The sequence below is a fragment of the Microbispora cellulosiformans genome (assembly GCF_008728085.1).
Classification (GTDB): Bacteria; Actinomycetota; Actinomycetes; order Streptosporangiales; family Streptosporangiaceae; genus Microbispora; species Microbispora amethystogenes.
On the sequence record NZ_VYTZ01000020.1, the window covers coordinates 29,571 to 45,664 of the forward strand.

Sequence of the window (16,094 nt, forward strand, 5' to 3'; positions counted from 1 at the left end):
CGGGTCAGCTCGTGGACGGACCTCCGTCGTCTGTGCCCGGCACGGAGCCGGCGGGTAGCTGTTCGATCGGGAAGAAGATCGGGCTGAGCAGGTGCTGGGTGCGGTCCGGGGCCGGTTCGTTGGCCAGCAGAGGAAAAATCACGCGGCGCAGCTCGCTGATCATCTTCTCCAGTTCGCCACGCGTGAGCCATACGGCGTGCTGCCGGTAGCTGATGAGATCCGCTATCGGATCGGCGTTCTCATGGTCGAGGTAGGCATCGAACTCGGCGACCAGGACCGCCATCGAGGTGGCGAAGACGCGCCGGTGATCGTCGCGCGAGAGGGCCGCGAGCGCGTCGGCGTCGATGACGGTCCGGTCCTGACGGAGCCGGTAGCGGCGTTCGACCGCACCCCGCACTCGCCTCTCCTCCGCCACTTCCAGGATCCCGTTGGCCGCGAGCAGGTCGACGTGCCGATAGACCATCGCCTTGGAGGTGTCGGGGATCCGGGCGCACAACTGGCCGGTGGTGAGTACGTGTCCTCCGCGCAGCGCGTGCACGATCCGCAGCCGCACCGGGTGTGCCAGAAGCTCCAGGGTGTCCACCCCGCAACGGTCTCATGCTGTGCTACCGTTCGCAAAATAGTAGAAAGTTCGCCGTCCGGCGTGTGAGGAGTGCCTGGCTCGGCGCCGGTCACCCTGCTCCTTCTCGACCGCGGGCGCCGGACCACCGCGACGCGGCCCTCCCCTTCGGAAAGGCACAGCAGTGATCGACGAACCTGTCACGACCGCCTCACCCGGCACCGCGGAGCACCAACTGCAATGGCTGGTGGACGCCTCGCTGCGGGCCCCGCTGCCGGTCGGCGAGATCCGCCGGCACCTCGCCCCCGCCCTGCTGGACGCGAGCGGCGGGCCCGATGCCGTCAACGCCGCCCTGGCCGCGCTGGGCCCGCTCACCCTCGCCGGGACCCTCACGAAGCGGCCGGACCATGTCCAGGCGGTGGTGGCCGGCCGTACCGCCGGCTATCGGATCGCGGTGCACGTGGACGCCGACGGACGCGTGGACGCCATGCGCCTGACCCCGGACGAGCCCGAACCGGCCTCGTGGGCGGAGATCGACGCACTGCTGCGGGGGCTGGGATCGCGCGTTTCCTTCGCCGCGGCGCACGTCGAGCCGGACGGACGATGCCGCGTCGTGCACGGCCTCGACGCGGACACGCCACGGCCGATCGGCTCGGCGTTCAAGCTGTACGTGCTGGGCGCGCTCGCCCAGGCCGTCGCCGACGGGCACGCCTCGTGGGACGAGCGTCTGGCCATCCGCGACGACCACAAGAGCCTGCCCTCGGGCACCCTGCAGAACCGGCCGGCCGGAGACACCCTGCCGCTGTCGGAGTACGCCGATCACATGATCTCGATCAGTGACAACACCGCCACCGACCATCTGATCCACCGGCTGGGCCGGGACGCGGTGGTACGCCAGCTCTCCCTGTTCGGCCACCGGCAGCCCGACTCGAACGTCCCGTTCCTCACCACGAAGGCGTTCTTCCAGCTCAAGGGCGCTCCGGATGTGGGTGGGACACAGCAGTACCTGGCCCTGCCGGTCCATCGGCGCATCACCGCGGTGCTGGAACTGGAACAGCTGCCACTGCCCGAAGTACGCGAGACCTGGTCCCAGCCGAGACACATCGACCAGATCGAGTGGTTCGCCTCACCGGCCGACATCTGTCGCGCCTACGCGGGGCTGCTACAGCTCGACCAGCCCCGGATCGGGCACGCCCTCTCGCTCAACGACGACGGGCTTCACCTCGACCCCACCCGGTTCCCGGAGACCTGGTACAAGGGCGGCAGCGAACCCGGCGTCGTCTCCCTGCACTACCTCGCCCGCACCAGCGCCGGCCGCGCGCTGGTCACCAGCCTCATGGTGTCCGACCCCACCACCTCACCGGACGTCATCGACGTGGCGGCCAGGGGCCAATCCGTCATGCGGGGCGCGTTTCACCTCCTGGCCCTGCCGGAGGGATGAGGCGTCGCCGTCGCGCGAACCGGTGCCACACGACACGTACGTTTCTCACGCGAGCGCGAGGATCGGCGGGTTTGGGGGCGCCGTACGGCGCCGGGGCGGGCGACGGCCCGCCCCGGCGGACAGCTCAGTCCTTGTTCGACTGCCGCCAGTCGCGCACCGCGTCGCGGATCTTGTCGAACACCGCCACCGGCGGGCCGGCCAGCAGGTTCGCGGTCGCGGACTCCCCGGCGCCCGGGTGCGGCCGGGTCGGCGCCATCGCCTCGGCGGCCCGTACGGCGCCGGCCATCCGGCGCAGCCGCTCAGCGGAGAGTTCCTGGCGCAGGCGGGGGAACTCCTCCTGCTCCTCGTGCGTGGCGTGCTCGACGACCGCCTTCTCCAGCATGGCCAGCCTGGCGTCGAACTCGGGGTGCTCCACGCCGAGGTCGTACAGGTCGGAGAGGGCGTGCTTGGCCTCGCTCTCCTCGTGCAGGCGGGCCTCGACGACCTCGTCGCCCGCCGACGAGCGCGCGGCGGGGTGCACGACCTGCTCCTCCGCGCTCTCGTGCACGGCCAGCAGCCGTACGAGGTCGTTGAACAGGTCACCCTTGCGCTCGCCGTCCGCCACGACGATCCCGGCGAACAGGCCCTTGATCTGCTCATGCTGCGCCAGCAGCAGGTCGATGACATCGCGGTCTTCGGTGGTGGTCAACGCCGTCACCTCTCACTTCAGGAACTGTCGGTCGCTTCGGGGCCTCATTCAGGCAACCGGGGCCCACCTGCCCCTTTCCCGCTCCCCTATGCCTGGCGTTCACCGGATCCGCCGCACCCCGTAAACCCTGCTTTCCAGGTTGACTTAGTGGGTATTTCTGCCTCATCCTTGGCGCATGCACCTGGAGCCTCTCCACTGGTCGAACCTGCCCGTCGATCTCCGCAGGCAGGCGAGTGCTCTGTGTACGGCGTCCGCACCCGCGTGAGCACAGGTATCGGAACCGCACGACCAGGAGCATGGAATGACCGCGAACGCGTCCACCCTCACCCGCACCCGGCTGGCGGACATCGCCCACGCGCTGGCCACCTCCCCCGACGAATGGATCCAGCGCGTACGGCTCAGCACCGACGGACGCTGGTACGAGCGCCTGCACGGCGACGACGACCACGAGATCTGGCTGATCAGCTGGCTGCCCGGCCAGTCGACCGGGTTCCACGACCACGGCGGCTCGCGGGGAGCCTTCGCCGTCGCCCTCGGCAGCCTGCGTGAGCACGACCTGACCCTCGAACGGGATCTCGACGCCGGTGACGCGCGTGAGTTCGGGCCCGACTACGTGCACGAGGTGCGCAACGTCTCGTCCGCCCCGGCGGTCAGCGTGCACGTCTACTCGCCCCCGCTGTCGAGTATGAACCGCTACGACCTCACCGACGGCCGGCTGACCAGGATCGCCGAGGAAAGCGCGGAGCAGTGGTGACGGGCGGGGTAGGGACAAGCGAGGTGGTGAAGGACGCGGCCGCGCCGGTCCGCCCGCCGGGCGCCCGGAGCATCGACGAGATCCTCGCCGACAGCCGGCGCCGCCTGCGCCGGCTCAGCCCGGAGGAGGCGTACGGCAGGGTCCAGGCGGGCGCGCTGCTCGTCGACATCCGCCCCGCGGCCCAGCGGGCGGCGGAGGGCGAGGTGCCCGGCGCGCTGATCGTCGAACGCAACGTCCTGGAGTGGCGCTTCGACCCCGCCCAGGACGCCCGGCTGCCGGAGGCGACCGGATACGACGTGGAGGTCATCGTGATCTGTTCCGAGGGCTACACGTCGAGCCTGGCCGCCGCGTCGCTCCACGACCTTGGGCTGACCCGCTCCTCCGACGTCGTGGGCGGGTTCGTGGCCTGGCGGGCCGCGGGGCTGCCCGCGACCGGCGGGCGTCCCGCGATCTCCTGAACAGCCCTACTGAACAGCCCGCCTGCACGACCCTTCTGGAACCAGGCCACCGCGCTCCTCAATCGCGACCCTGAAACCGCCGCGCTCCTGAACCCCCGCCGGGGAGACGAGACCTCCGGGCCGTACCGGCCTCGCTCCCCGGCGGCGGATCAGACCCCCGCCGGAACCCCGGCCGCGTCGGCCGGGGCGGCGGCCTCCAGTGCCCTGCGGGCATACGCGCGGACGTCGGCGTCGGAGTCGCCGAGCGCGCCGCGCAGGGCCGCGGCCACCTCCGGCCGTGCCGCCCAGGCGGACAGCGAGAGAACCGCGGCCTTGCGTACGTCGAGGTGCGGGTCGCCGAGCGCGGCCACCAGGGGCCCCGCCGCCGTGCCGGGATCGGCGGCCGCCAGCCCTCGGGCCGCGCCCACTCTCACCTCCCAGGCCGGATCCGCCAGGGCCCGTACGGCCGTCTCGCCGAAACCAGAGCCAGAGCCAGAGCCAGAGCCCGATCCGGAGCCCGATCCGGAGCCCGATCCGGAGCCCGATCCGGAGCCCGATCCGGAGCCGGAAACGGAGCCGGCGACTGGGTCCAAGCCGGCCCCGGTGCCCATGCCGAACTCGGTGCCGGAGCCGAACTCGGTGCCGGAGCCGGGCCCGGGCTCGCGGTAGAGAGCCGGGCCGAGCCCGGCGGACGCCTCCAGCGCGGCCGCCCGGACGAGCGGATCGGGGTCCGCGGCGAGTCGCACGACAGCCGGGACGCCGTCGGGCAGGCCGATGGTCCCGAGCCCTCTGGCCGCCCAGACGCGCACCTCGCGGTCCTCGTCCCCGGCGGCGAGCGCCACCCGCCCGGCGTCGTCGAGCGAGACCAGCCCCCGGACCGCCTCGATCCGCACCCGGGAGTCGGGGTCGGCGAGCGCCGTCCCGAACAGGTCGGCGTCACCGAGGCGCAGCGCCCGCAGGACGTCAAGGACGGCCGCGCGGACGATCGGGTCCCCGGCCGCCGCGACCGCGCGGAGGGAGGCGCCGAAGGCGGGGGTCGCGGGCAGCACCTCGACGAGTTCCCGCAGGCCCGTGGCGGCGGCCCGCCGTACGGTGCCGTGCGGGTCGGCGAGGGCCTGGGCCAGCGCGGTCTCCACGCCCGGGGGCGTGGTCTCGGTCAGCGTGGCGACGGCCGCCCTGCGGACCTTCGGTTCGGCCTCCGCCAGGTAGGGGGTGATCTGGTCGAGCGACGGCTCGCCGTCGGCGAGCCGCAGCAGTTCGAGGATGCGGGGCGAGCGCCCGATCGCCTCCACCGCGAGCCGCCCGCCCCCGCCACGCCGGGCCGCGGGGCCGGGCGCGCCGTACGCGCCGACGACGACCGGCTCGGCCGGGCGGGGCGTGAAGCCCTCGACGGGCACGAGGTACGGCTCGACCGGGCGCTTGACGAACTCCATCGCCCCGGCGGCGTTCCTGCGCAGGTTGAGGTGATAGAGCCACTCGTCGTCGTTCCGCCCGGGCAGGTCGGCGCGGTCGTGGTAGAGGCCCCACCTGCTCTCGGTGCGGACCAGGGAGGACCGGGCGGCCATCTCGGCGCAGTCCCTGATGAACGTCACCTCCGCGCACCGCATCAGCTCGTGCGGGGTCCGCGCGCCCATGGCCGCGATCTCGTCGCGCATCCGCTCGAACGTCTCCAGCGCGAGGCCGAGTTTCCTGCCGGTCTTCGGCGGGGCGACGTAGTCGTTGACGAACCTCCGCAGCTTGTACTCGACCTGCGGCTGCGGCGGGCCGTCGGGGTTGCGCAGCGGGCGGTAGATCAGCTCGTGCGCGGCGGTGATCTGGTCCTCCGGCAGGCCGCCGGCCGTACGGTGGTGCTCGGCGGCGTGGGCCCCGGCGAGGTCGCCGAAGACGAACGCGCCGATCATGTAGTTGTGCGGCACGCAGGCCAGGTCGCCCGCGGCGTACAGGCCGGGGACGGTGGTCGCGCCGTTCTCGTCCACCCAGACGCCCGAGGCCGAGTGCCCGCCGCACAGGCCGATCTCGGAGATGTGCATCTCCACGTCGTGCGTGCGGTAGTCGTGCCCGCGCCCGGCGTGGAAGGTGCCCCTGGTTGGCCGCTCGGTGGTGTGCAGGATGTTCTCGAGCGCGGTGAGCGTCTCGTCCGGCAGGTGGGTGGTCTTGAGGTAGATCGGGCCGCGCGCCGAGGCGATCTCTCCGGCGACCTCGGCCATCATCTGGCCCGACCAGTAGTCGCAGTCGACGAACCGCTCCCCCTCGGCGTTGACCTGATAGCCCCCGAACGGGTTGGCCACGTAGGCGCAGGCCGGGCCGTTGTAGTCCTTAATGAGCGGGTTGATCTGGAAGCACTCGATGCCGCTGAGCTCGGCGCCCGCGTGGTAGGCCATCGCGTACCCGTCCCCGGCGTTGGTCGGGTTCTCGTACGTGCCGTACAGGTAGCCGCTGGCGGGCAGGCCCAGCCGCCCGCACGGGCCGGTCGCGAGAATCACGGCTCCGGCGGAGACCGTGACGAACCGGCCGGAACGGGTGTCGAACCCGGCGACCCCGACGGCCCGGCCCTCGCTCGTGAGCACGCGGACCGGCATCACCCGGTTCTCGATGCGCACCTTCTCGCGGATGTCGCGGCGGCGCAGCACCCGGTAGAGGACCTTCTTGACGTCCTTGCCCTCCGGCATCGGGAGGACGTAGCTGCCCGACCGGTGGACCCGGCGCACCGCGTAGTCGCCGTGCTCGTTCTTCTCGAACTTCACGCCGTAGCGCTCCAGCCGCCGCACCATGTCGTAGCCGCGGGTCGCCGTCTGGTGGACGGTCCGCTGGTTGACCACCCCGTCGTTGGCCCTGGTGATCTCGGCGACGTAGTCCTCGGGCGTCGCCTTGCCGGGGATGACCGCGTTGTTCACGCCGTCCATGCCCATCGCGAGGGCGCCGCTGTGCCGTACGTGCGCCTTTTCCAGCAGGATCACGTCGGCGCCGCGCTCGGCGGCGGTGATCGCCGCCATGGTCCCGGCGGTGCCGCCGCCCACCACCAGAACCTGGCACTCCAGATGGAGGCGGTCTGCCGGGGAAGGGATGTCCATCTAAAGCTCCTCGATGATCCGGGCGCGCAGCCCGGCACGGTCGGTCTCAGGAGTGCGCGGGCCGGGCACGGGCAGGACGCGTCCGATGCCGCCGCGCCCGAGCACGACGACCCGGTCGGCCAGCAGCAGGGCCTCGTCCACGTCGTGGGTGACGAAGACGACCGTGGCGGCCGTGTCGCGCAGCACGTCCAGCAGCAGGCGCTGCATCTCGCCCCGGGTCTGCGCGTCCAGCGCGCCGAAGGGCTCGTCCATGAGCACGGCGCGCGGCGCGGCGGCCAGGGACCTGGCGAGCTGCACGCGCTGCCGCATGCCGCCGGACAGCTCCCGGGGCAGCCGGTCCTCCCAGCCGGCGAGGCCGACGCGGGCGATCCAGCTCTCGGCGGCCGGCCCGCGCTCCCGCCTCGGCACGCCGCGGATGCGCAGCGGCAGCTCGACGTTCCGCCGGACCGTGCGCCAGGGCAGCAGCGCGTCGTCCTGGAAGACCATCGCGCGGTCGGGCGACGGCCCGGCGACCGGGACGCCCTGGGCCAGGACCCGGCCGGCGCGCGGGGTCAGCAGCCCGGCGACGGCCCGCAGGATCGTGGACTTGCCCGAACCGGACGGTCCGACGATCACCAGGACCTCGCCGGGGGCGACGTCGAGGTGCAGATCCTCCAGTACGGCGTGCCGCCCGTAGCCGAGGGACACACCCTCCAGCCGGATGGCGAGCCCCGTCTCCCGGGCAGGCGTGATCGTCGCGCTCACCGGGCGCCCTCCTCGGCACCCTGGCCGGCTCCCCGCTCGCCGGGCCCTTCCTCCGCTCTGGGCAGCCATCGGGTGAGGCGCCGGCCGAGCAGTTCGATCGAGGCGGAGGTGAGCCACCCGAGCACCCCGATCGACGCCATACCGACGAGCACCGCCGGATAGTCGACCACCGTGTACGCGTGCCAGGTCCGGTAGCCGACGCCGAACTCGCCGGAGATCATCTCGGCGGAGATCACACAGATCCAGGCGACGCCCATGCCGACCGACAGCCCGCCGAAGACGCCCGGCAGCGTGCCGGGGAGCACGACGTGCCACAGCACGTGCGCGCGCCCGCCGCCCATGGTGCGGACCGCGTCCTCCCACAGCGTCGGCAGTGCCCGTACGGCGTGCCGCGTGCTCACCATGATCGGGAAGAACGCCGCGGCGAACGTGATGAACACGATGCCCTGCTCGTCGGTGGGGAACACCAGGATCGCGATCGGGACGAGGGCGATCGCCGGGATCGGCCGGACGACCTCGATAGGCGGCAGCAGCACGTCGGCCGCCCACCGGGACCGCGCGACCAGCACGCCCAGGGCGATGCCGGCCACCGAGGCCAGCGCGAACCCGGTGAGGATGCGGATCATGCTCTGGGCCAGGTCGAGGTAGTAGAGCCCACCGGTGAGCTGCCGGCTGAACTCCGCCGCGACCTCGGCCGGCGAGGGCAGGCGGTCGAACCGCAGCCCGGCGCGGACGTCGGCGGTGGTCAGCCACTGCCACAGCGCGACGACGACCACCAGGGACCCAAGCCGCACCGCCCATCTGCGCAGCCCGGCCGTGGTCGCCCGGCCGCGTACGCGCCGTCCCGGCCGCGCAGCCGGGACGGCACCGGAGGCCAAAGGCTCCGAGCCCGGTGACTCCGCGGCCGGGGGCTCCGCGGTCGGGGAGTTGGCGGCGAGGGAGGCGGCCGGCGCCGGGGTGCTCACCGCGACGCACCTCCCGCCGCGGCCTTCAGCGCCTCGTCGTAGCCGACGACCGCCGCCCGGGCATGCTCCTTCACGAACGCCTCCGCGCCGTCGCGGGTGGTGAAGGGCTTGAACCTCTCGTTCTCCTCCGCGGCGGGGTCGCGCACCCAGACGGACCGGTCCGCGAACCAGTGCGTGCCCGTGGCCGCGTCGGGCACGTACGCCGCCCGTACGGACCCGCCGCCCGAGGTGGCGGCGGCGATCTGCCGCAGCAGGCAGGTCGGCGTGGCCGCGGGACGGAGCGTGTCCTCCCCCGTCAGCCACAGCTCGCCCGCCTTCGCGGGGTCGCCGGCCGTGGTTCCGCAGGCGGCGTCGGTCCCGCTGATGCGCGCCGCGTTGACCGTGCCCGTGGCGTCGGCGTCGTAGGAGGCGCCGTACGCCTTCCTGATGTAGGAGTCGTCGGCGAACTTCGCCACGTCGACGCCGGTGAAGTCGGTGCCGATGGACTTCAGGTACTTCTGGTCGTGGTCCAGCGCGGCCAGGAGCCGGGACTTCAGCGTGACGTCGAAGGTGGCGATGCCGTCGCGCCCGTTGTAGAGGTAGACGACCTCGGGCGGGAGCCCGGTCGCCTTGGCGACCGCCTCGGCGGCCTCGACGGGGTGCTCGTGGAGATACTTCGTCGCGTCGATCTGCGCCTGCAGGAACGCCTGGAGCACCTCGGGCCGCTCCTTCGCGTACGCCTCCCGCACCACGACGCCGTGGAACGTCGGCACGTCGAGCGCCGACCCGTCGTAGACGAGCCTGGCCTGGTTCTTGAAGACGAGCAGCCCCGGCCACGCCACGAACTGGGCGTATCCCTGCACGTTGCCCGACTGCAGCGCGGATGCGCCCACCGGCGGCTGCTGGTTCACGACCTCCACGTCGGTGGCGGGGTCGAGCCCGGCCCGCTCCAGCGCCTGGACGAGCGTGCCGTGGCCCGCCGATCCGGAGCTGGCGGACACCTTCGCGTCCTTCAGGTCGGCCAGCGTGCGCGCCTTCGACGACGGGGCGACGACCACCGAGTTCAGCCCGCCGCGCAGGTTGTAACCGGTCACCGACACGAGCCGGGTGCGCGCGGCGGACACGCCCTGGGTGCGGGAGGCGTTGATGAGGAGCGGGTAGTCGCCCATCGACCCGATGTCGATCTTGCCGGCCACCATCTTCGCGGTGATCGGGGCTCCGGTGTCGTAGTCCTGCCACTCGACCCGGTACCTGCCGCCGAGGCGCTTCTCGAAGTAGCCCAGGCCGCGGAGCAGCGTCCCGGCCGTCACCGTGTTGATGGTCTTCGACTGGTATCCGACGACCACGGTCTCCTTGCCGTCGTCGGCGCCCGCGGAGACGGAGCAGCCGGAGAGGGCGCCGCCGGCCGCGGCCAGCAGCGCCACGGTGGCGAAGATCTTGCGCATGGGGGGATGTCCTTCTATCGGAGCAGGTAGGGGATGTTCACCGTGACGGCGTCGGCGGGGCACCGGTCGGCGCAGGGGCCGCAGTACCAGCACTCGTCCACGTGCATGTAGGCCTTGCCGCTGACCTCGTGGATGGCCAGCGAGTCGAGCGGGCAGACGTCCACGCACAGCGTGCAGCCCTCGATGCACAGCGACTCGTCGATCGTCACGGGCACGTCGACGCGGCTATTGACCAGGGTCATCGGTGTTCCTCCAGAGATGGCCACGCATGGTGAGACGGTCGCCGCGGAACCGGACGAACTCCAGGTCCACCGGGCGGCCGTCGGAGAGGTGGGTGAGGCGCTCGACCATCAGCAGCGCCGCTCCGCGCGGCGCGTCGAGGACGGCGGCGGTGTGCGCGTCGGCGTTGACGGCCTCGATCGTGAGCTCCGCCGCGCCGAGCGGCCGTCCGGCGATCCGCTCCAGGAGCACGAACACGTCGTTGTGCACGAGGTCGGCGTCGAAGAGCGGCTCGCCGAGCTCGCGTACGAGATAGGTCAGGTCGAGCGAGAGCGGCAGCCCGTCGAGCCGGCGCAGCCGCTCGATGTAGACGACGGGCTCGCCCTCGGGTAGGTCGAGCCGTTGCCGGACCGCGGCGGGGGGCGGCACGAGGCCCATGGCGCGGACCTCGTTCGTCACCTCGCCGTGCTCCCGGAGCGTCTCGGCCAGCCCGAGCAGCCGGTAGAGGCCATGCGGGTACTTCTCCGCCGCGACCGTGGTGCCCACTCCCGGGCACCGCGCGATGAGGCCCTCGTCCCTGAGCAGGTCGAGGGCGTCTCTGACGGTGTTGCGCGAGGTCCCGAACTCCCGGGCGAGAGCGGCCTCCAGGGGCAGGTGGCCGCCGTCGAAACCACCGCGCACGATCTCGCACCGCAGCAGGTCGGCCACCTGGCGGGCCCGGTCCGCCCGCCGCCGTCTCACATCCGCCAGCTCCATGGGAAAGAAGCCTAGCTTCCCGGTAGGAATATATGGATAACGGGCGGATTACGCCACCCCGGCCGGCCGCCCTGCACCGCCGACCTGGTCATATGCCCGCAGAGAGCCGAGAACCGCCACCCCTTCACCACCTTGACGAGCGGCGACGCCTCCTGGGCACGAGCCGGAGACCGGGCCGGGAAGGTCCGGGTCCGGCTCGCGGAAGGAAGCGGGAAGGCGGGCTTCCTACTGTCCTCTCGTCGCCGGTCACCGGTAGACGTCGCCCGGCGGCCCGCCGGGACCGCGCGACGAAAGGCTGAAACCGTGAGCACCACACAGACCCGCGCCCCGCGCAACGGCGTCGGCACCCCCACGCTCTTCGCGACCCTGAACGCCGTGAAGGGCGATCCGGAACCGGCGAAGTTCCGGTTCCGCGCGACCAACACCTGGATCAGCGGCACGCACAACCGCAGCGCGATCCGCGGGTCACCTTGCGGATCTCCGGCGACGCGCCCGCCGACGTGCTGCACGGGCTGGTCGAGCAGTCCCGGGCGGTTCGGCGGTCTATGACGTGCCGACGAACGGCACGCGGGTGGACATCGACGTGGTCACGGCCTGAGAACGGGCCCGCGGTGAGAGCGGCCGGGCCCGCGCCGACGCACGCCCGCGCGGGGAGTCACGGGCATCTTCTATCCGAAGCGGGCACCGGCCGGCGTCCGTCACTCACCGGAACGCCCACAGCGCGGGAGCCCGCTCCTTCAGGCCCTTGAGGGTTGAGAAGCCGACTGCTCGCGCATGCCCCAGGGAGTGCCGTACGCCGTGAGCAGGTCGAGGAAGGGCCGCGGCGGGAAGGCCTCTGGCCCCAGGACTCCGGCGCCGGACCAGGCGCCGGAGGCCATCAGTTCGAGGGCCACGACCGGGTTCACGGCGGTCTGCCACACGACCGCCTGGGAGCCGTACTCGCGCATGGACCACTGGTTGTCGACCACGTGGTAGAGGTACACCTCACGCGGGCCGCCGTCCTTGGTGCCCCTGACCCAGGTGCCCGCGCAGGTCCTGCCGTGCATGCGCTCCCCGAGCGTCGCCGGGTCGGGCAGGCACGCCGCGACCACGTCCCGCGGGGAGACCTGGACGGGTACGCCGTCCGCGCCGGCGACCCGGACCGGCTCGGTGCGGTCCAGCCCCAGCAGGTGCAGGGTCCGCAGCGTCTGGATGAACTCCTCGCCCAGCCCGTACTTGAAGGTCACCCGCTCGGTGTCGACCCAGCGGGGCATGAGCAGGACCTCCTCGTGCTCGACGTTGACGCACTCGACCGGGCCGATGCCCTCGGGAAAGTCGAACACCTCGGGCTCGCTGAAGGGCGGGGTGGTGAACCATCCCCGGCCGTTCTCGTAGACGACCGGGGGGTTCAGGCACTCCTCGATCGTGGTCCAGATGCTGAACGACGGCGCGAAGTCGTATCCGTCGACGGTGAGGTCGGCGCCGTCCCGCACGCCGATCTCCTCGATGTGGTCGAAAAGCTCGTCGGCGGCGTACCGGGCGAACACGTCCGAGAGGCCGGGCTCCACGCCCATGCCGACCAGCGCGAGCCGGCCCGCCCGCTCCCACTCGGCGGCCGTCTCGAACTGGGCGTCGCCCAGCTTGACCCCGCACTCCTCGTGCGGGCGGTCCGGGTGAGGCCGCGACAGCGACATCGCCATGTCCAGGTAGTGCGCGCCGGCCGTCAGCGCGGCCCGGAACAACGGCATGACGAACCGGGGGTCCGTGGCGTTGAGCAGGACGTCGCAGCGGTGCTCCGCCAGCAGCGCCGCGACGGCGGCCTCGTCTCCCGCGTCGGCCCGGCACGCGCTGAAGCGGGCGCCCGCCTCCCCGAGCGCGGCGACGGCGGCCTCGGCACGGGACAGGTCGTAGTCGGCGACGACCATGTGCTCGAAGAAGGATCTGCGGGCCGCGATCCGGGTGATCGCCGTCCCTACTCCACCGGCTCCGACAAGCAGCACGCGCATGGTACAAACATCCATTTCTTGGACAAAGGCCCCTGATGTGTCGATCCAACGCCACGCCTACCCGGAACGTCAATGGTGTTGGCATAAGGTGGGAGCGAGGAGAGGGGGACGCCGTGCCGAAGCCGGTGGTGGGCGAGTCGGCGCGCCGGAGGCGCCGTCCGACGAAGAGCGGTGTGGTCCTCTCGGAGGGCCTGATCGTGCGGACCGCGCTGCGCATGCTGCGCGAGCACGGCCCCGCCGGGCTCACCGTACGGCGGCTCGGCATCGCCCTGGGCGCCGACCCCAGCACGCTCTACCGCTACTTCAGGGGCGTCGACGACCTGACCCTCGCCATCGGCGACCTGCTCATCGGGCGGGCGATGGACGGCTGGCGCGGCGGCGGCGACTGGCGCGCCGGACTTCGCGACCTGGGCCTGCGCATCCACGCCGCCTACCTCGAACACCCGCAGGCGGCGGTGCTGACCGCCAGCCGCATCAGCGGCAAGGCGCACGAGATCGCGGCCGACGAGGCGATCCTCGGGCTGCTGCGCGGCGCGGGATTCCCCGACCACGAGGCGGTCGGCGTCTACCACACCTTCATCGACATGACGCTGGCCTTCGCGGCGCTGGACGCCGCCTCCCTGGCGCTGCCCGCCGAGGCGCGCGAGGCCGACGAGGAGATCTGGCGGGCGACCTACGCCCGCCTGCCCCGGGCCACCCACCCCAACATCGCGGCGGTCTCCCCCCTGCTGGTCGCCCACATGAACGACAGTGCCTATCCCGCCGCCCTGGAGATGCTCCTCGACAGCGCCGCGTCACGGCTCACGCGCCCCGTCTCCCCGCCGGCCGAGCCCGGCCGGGCCTGAGCCCACCGGCGTCCTAGGGGGTGGCCGCCGGGCGGGCCAGGGGCAGGCGGGGCTGGACGGGGGCAGGGCAGGGAATCGTGGAGGCAGCCGGGGGTGAGTACCGGGCAGGCGGGGACAGGGGCCGCCTGGACAAGGGTGCCTAGGGGTTTTCCACGCCTATCGCTCCTTTTAGTGTGATTGGTGTTTCAGCAGAAAGGCGAGTTGGCCTCATTCGAGTTCGCTTGAACCGGGCGGGCTCGGATCGAAGCCGCTCGAATCGCGACCGTCGCGGCGGTATTCCCTTCCCTCACATCACGAGAGCGCCGGCGATTCCGCGAGGACGCCCCGGTCCGCCTCTCGCCGCACGAATATCCCGAAAACCCGTTTATCCCCGAACCCCGCTCATCCCCGAACCCCGCTCATCCCCGAACCCCGCCCAACCCAGAAAACCCGCTTATCCCGGAAGACCACGTTCCGCGCCCCGAGGAAGGAGCAGCCATGGAGGAGACGACCGTTCCGGCCGAGGCGACGGAGGAGCTGACGGCGGAGACGCTGATCGAAGAGGTGTCGATCGACGGCATGTGCGGCGTCTACTGATGACCGATCCCCTGGACGAGGCCTGGGAGCTGTCTCCCCGGGTGGCGCTGCGGCCGGAGCCGTTCGGGGCGCTGGCCTACCACTTCGGCAACCGGCGGCTGACCTTCCTCAAGCGCCCCGAGCTGGTCTCGGTGCTCCGCGACCTCTCCGGCGAGCCCGACGCCCGTGCCGCGCTGACCCGCGCCGGCGTTCCCGCCGGCCGGTGGCCCGCGTACGCGGAGGCCCTGCGGGGCCTCGCCGGCGCGGACATGATCAGGCCGCGCGGACGGACGGAGGCGGACCGGACACGGCCGCCCCACGTCACGGCAGCACCGGGCACGGCAGGCCAGAGCACCACAGCCCAGAGCTTGCCGGCCAAGAACGCGGCGGCGCGCTCCGGGACGGCGAGCGGGTCGCTGGCCAAGCGGTTCGAGTACGGCCTGGCCGCGCCCATCTGCCTGACCTGGGAGCTCACCTACGCCTGCAACCTGTCGTGCGTGCACTGCCTGTCGTCGTCGGGGCGGCGTGACCCGCGTGAGCTCGCCACCGCCCAGTGCGAGGCGGTGATCGACGAGCTGCAGGCCATGCAGGTCTTCTACGTCAACATCGGCGGTGGCGAGCCGACCGTGCGGCCCGACTTCTGGCACCTCGTGCAGTACGCCGTGAACCACCAGGTCGGGGTGAAGTTCTCCACCAACGGGGCGCGCCTCACCCCCGAGCGGGCGCGGTTCCTGGCCGCCACGGACTACGTCGACGTCCAGGTGTCGCTCGACGGCGCCACCCCCGAGGTCAACGACCGGGTCCGCGGCCCGGGGTCGTACGAGACCGCGCTGCGGGCGCTCGACAACCTCGCAGCGGCCGGGTTCGCCGACGCGAAGCTCTCGGTGGTCGTGACCCGGGAGAACGCGGGCCAGCTCGACGAGTTCAAGGCCATCGCCGACGAGCGCGGGGCGACGCTCCGGCTCACCCGGCTGCGCCCGTCGGGGCGGGGCGCCGACGTGTGGGACGAGCTGCATCCGACGGCGGCCCAGCAGCGCGACCTGTACGAGTGGCTGCTGCGCGCGGGCGAGGACGTGCTCACCGGCGACTCGTTCTTCCACCTCGCGGGGTACGGCGAGTCGCTGCCGGGGCTGAATCTGTGCGGCGCGGGCCGGGTGGTCTGCCTGATCGACCCCCTGGGCGACGTGTACGCCTGCCCGTTCGCGATCCACGACCGCTTCCGCGCCGGCAACGTGCTCTCCGACGGTGGGTTCGCCGCCGTGTGGCGGGAGTCGGAGCTGTTCGGGGATCTGCGGTCGCCGCAGACCTCGGGCGCGTGCACCGGATGCGGGTTCTTCGACTCCTGCCGGGGCGGGTGCATGGCGGCCAAGTTCTTCACCGGCCTGCCGCTCGACGGACCCGACCCCGAATGCGTGCAGGGGCACGCCGCCGCCGCGCTCGCGGCGGGCGACCGTACGGTGCCCCGGCCCAGCCAGGACCACTCCCGCCGCCCCGGCGCCCGGCGGGCCGGAGCCGGGCCGGTTCCGGTGCGCATCGGACGCCGTCCCTCCCCCGCCGCGCCACCCGTGCACCCACCCGTGCACCCACCCGTGCACGCGTGCGCGGAGAGCCCGCTCGCCGGGTTCACCCCCTCATCCGACGTGTAGCAGAA

General features: G+C 72.5%; 16 protein-coding genes. 7 read left to right on the top strand and 9 right to left on the bottom strand.

Features of this window, described 5'->3' with window-relative positions:
• Positions 1-4: 4 nt before the first annotated feature.
• Entirely contained in the window at positions 5-583 is a 579-nt protein-coding gene (locus tag F5972_RS33955) for a helix-turn-helix domain-containing protein (RefSeq protein WP_150939762.1), read from the bottom strand.
• Between the two features lie 160 nt (positions 584-743).
• Here F5972_RS33955 and F5972_RS33960 point away from each other — a divergent pair, with 160 nt between their 5' ends.
• Complete coding sequence (locus F5972_RS33960; RefSeq protein ID WP_150939764.1) at positions 744-2,000, top strand: serine hydrolase; 1,257 nt, start codon at positions 744-746, stop codon at positions 1,998-2,000.
• Between the two features lie 124 nt (positions 2,001-2,124).
• Here F5972_RS33960 and F5972_RS33965 read toward each other — a convergent pair whose 3' ends face one another.
• On the bottom strand, positions 2,125-2,688 hold the full coding sequence (locus F5972_RS33965; RefSeq protein ID WP_150939766.1) for a hemerythrin domain-containing protein: 564 nt from the start codon (positions 2,686-2,688) through the stop codon (positions 2,125-2,127).
• 301 nt (positions 2,689-2,989) lie between these two features.
• Here F5972_RS33965 and F5972_RS33970 point away from each other — a divergent pair, with 301 nt between their 5' ends.
• Together F5972_RS33970 and F5972_RS33975 are read left to right on the top strand one after the other, a co-directional pair.
• On the top strand, positions 2,990-3,442 hold the full coding sequence (locus F5972_RS33970; protein ID WP_150939768.1) for a cysteine dioxygenase: 453 nt from the start codon (positions 2,990-2,992) through the stop codon (positions 3,440-3,442).
• A 23-nt stretch (positions 3,443-3,465) separates the two neighbouring features.
• Positions 3,466-3,900 carry a rhodanese-like domain-containing protein gene (locus F5972_RS33975; protein WP_150939770.1) on the top strand — a complete coding sequence of 145 codons (435 nt, stop codon included), beginning with the start codon at positions 3,466-3,468 and terminating at the stop codon, positions 3,898-3,900.
• A 149-nt stretch (positions 3,901-4,049) separates the two neighbouring features.
• Here F5972_RS33975 and F5972_RS33980 read toward each other — a convergent pair whose 3' ends face one another.
• The 6 genes from F5972_RS33980 to F5972_RS34005 are packed head-to-tail and all read right to left on the bottom strand — an operon-like array spanning position 4,050 to position 11,058.
• Entirely contained in the window at positions 4,050-6,950 is a 2,901-nt protein-coding gene (locus F5972_RS33980; RefSeq protein WP_150939772.1) for a fumarate reductase/succinate dehydrogenase flavoprotein subunit, read from the bottom strand.
• The gene (locus F5972_RS33985; RefSeq protein WP_225312143.1) at positions 6,951-7,694 is read right to left on the bottom strand and encodes an ABC transporter ATP-binding protein; all 744 of its coding nucleotides are present in this window, start codon (positions 7,692-7,694) and stop codon (positions 6,951-6,953) included.
• Positions 7,691-8,659: an ABC transporter permease gene (locus tag F5972_RS33990; RefSeq protein ID WP_225312144.1), complete on the bottom strand. Its 969-nt coding sequence runs from the start codon at positions 8,657-8,659 to the stop codon at positions 7,691-7,693. Before F5972_RS33990 ends, F5972_RS33985 begins: the two co-directional genes overlap by 4 nt.
• Positions 8,656-10,083, bottom strand: coding sequence for an ABC transporter substrate-binding protein (locus F5972_RS33995; protein ID WP_150939776.1), 1,428 nt, complete (start codon positions 10,081-10,083; stop codon positions 8,656-8,658). The genes F5972_RS33990 and F5972_RS33995 overlap by 4 nt, the downstream gene beginning before the upstream one ends.
• Positions 10,084-10,097: 14 nt before the next feature.
• Positions 10,098-10,325, bottom strand: a complete 228-nt coding sequence (locus F5972_RS34000; RefSeq protein WP_079312946.1) for an indolepyruvate ferredoxin oxidoreductase subunit alpha — start codon at positions 10,323-10,325, stop codon at positions 10,098-10,100.
• Complete coding sequence (locus F5972_RS34005; protein ID WP_150939779.1) at positions 10,309-11,058, bottom strand: GntR family transcriptional regulator; 750 nt, start codon at positions 11,056-11,058, stop codon at positions 10,309-10,311. The genes F5972_RS34000 and F5972_RS34005 overlap by 17 nt, the downstream gene beginning before the upstream one ends.
• 303 nt (positions 11,059-11,361) lie before the next feature.
• Between F5972_RS34005 and F5972_RS34010 the strand changes: the two genes are divergently transcribed.
• Positions 11,362-11,607: a hypothetical protein gene (locus F5972_RS34010; protein ID WP_191910452.1), complete on the top strand. Its 246-nt coding sequence runs from the start codon at positions 11,362-11,364 to the stop codon at positions 11,605-11,607.
• Between the two features lie 188 nt (positions 11,608-11,795).
• Here F5972_RS34010 and F5972_RS34015 read toward each other — a convergent pair whose 3' ends face one another.
• Entirely contained in the window at positions 11,796-13,043 is a 1,248-nt protein-coding gene (locus F5972_RS34015; protein WP_150939781.1) for a saccharopine dehydrogenase family protein, read from the bottom strand.
• 113 nt (positions 13,044-13,156) lie between these two features.
• Here F5972_RS34015 and F5972_RS34020 point away from each other — a divergent pair, with 113 nt between their 5' ends.
• From F5972_RS34020 to mftC, 3 genes are all read left to right on the top strand, one after another.
• Entirely contained in the window at positions 13,157-13,888 is a 732-nt protein-coding gene (locus F5972_RS34020) for a TetR/AcrR family transcriptional regulator (protein ID WP_150939783.1), read from the top strand.
• Between the two features lie 477 nt (positions 13,889-14,365).
• Positions 14,366-14,464, top strand: a complete 99-nt coding sequence (mftA, locus tag F5972_RS34025; protein ID WP_117409937.1) for a mycofactocin precursor MftA — start codon at positions 14,366-14,368, stop codon at positions 14,462-14,464.
• On the top strand, positions 14,464-16,089 hold the full coding sequence (mftC, locus tag F5972_RS34030; protein WP_150939785.1) for a mycofactocin radical SAM maturase: 1,626 nt from the start codon (positions 14,464-14,466) through the stop codon (positions 16,087-16,089). Before mftA ends, mftC begins: the two co-directional genes overlap by 1 nt.
• The last annotated feature ends 5 nt before the right edge of the window (positions 16,090-16,094 follow it).

What these genes read in the sequence shown, in the direction of transcription:
- F5972_RS34000 (WP_079312946.1), bottom strand. Translation starts at nt 10,325, where the DNA reads ATGACCCTGGTCAATAGCCGCGTCGACGTGCCCGTGACGATCGACGAG.
- F5972_RS33970 (WP_150939768.1), top strand. Translation starts at nt 2,990, where the DNA reads ATGACCGCGAACGCGTCCACCCTCACCCGCACCCGGCTGGCGGACATC.
- F5972_RS33980 (WP_150939772.1), bottom strand. Translation starts at nt 6,950, where the DNA reads ATGGACATCCCTTCCCCGGCAGACCGCCTCCATCTGGAGTGCCAGGTT.
- mftC (WP_150939785.1), top strand. Translation starts at nt 14,464, where the DNA reads ATGACCGATCCCCTGGACGAGGCCTGGGAGCTGTCTCCCCGGGTGGCG.
- mftA (WP_117409937.1), top strand. Translation starts at nt 14,366, where the DNA reads ATGGAGGAGACGACCGTTCCGGCCGAGGCGACGGAGGAGCTGACGGCG.
- F5972_RS34005 (WP_150939779.1), bottom strand. Translation starts at nt 11,058, where the DNA reads ATGGAGCTGGCGGATGTGAGACGGCGGCGGGCGGACCGGGCCCGCCAG.
- F5972_RS33995 (WP_150939776.1), bottom strand. Translation starts at nt 10,083, where the DNA reads ATGCGCAAGATCTTCGCCACCGTGGCGCTGCTGGCCGCGGCCGGCGGC.
- F5972_RS34015 (WP_150939781.1), bottom strand. Translation starts at nt 13,043, where the DNA reads ATGCGCGTGCTGCTTGTCGGAGCCGGTGGAGTAGGGACGGCGATCACC.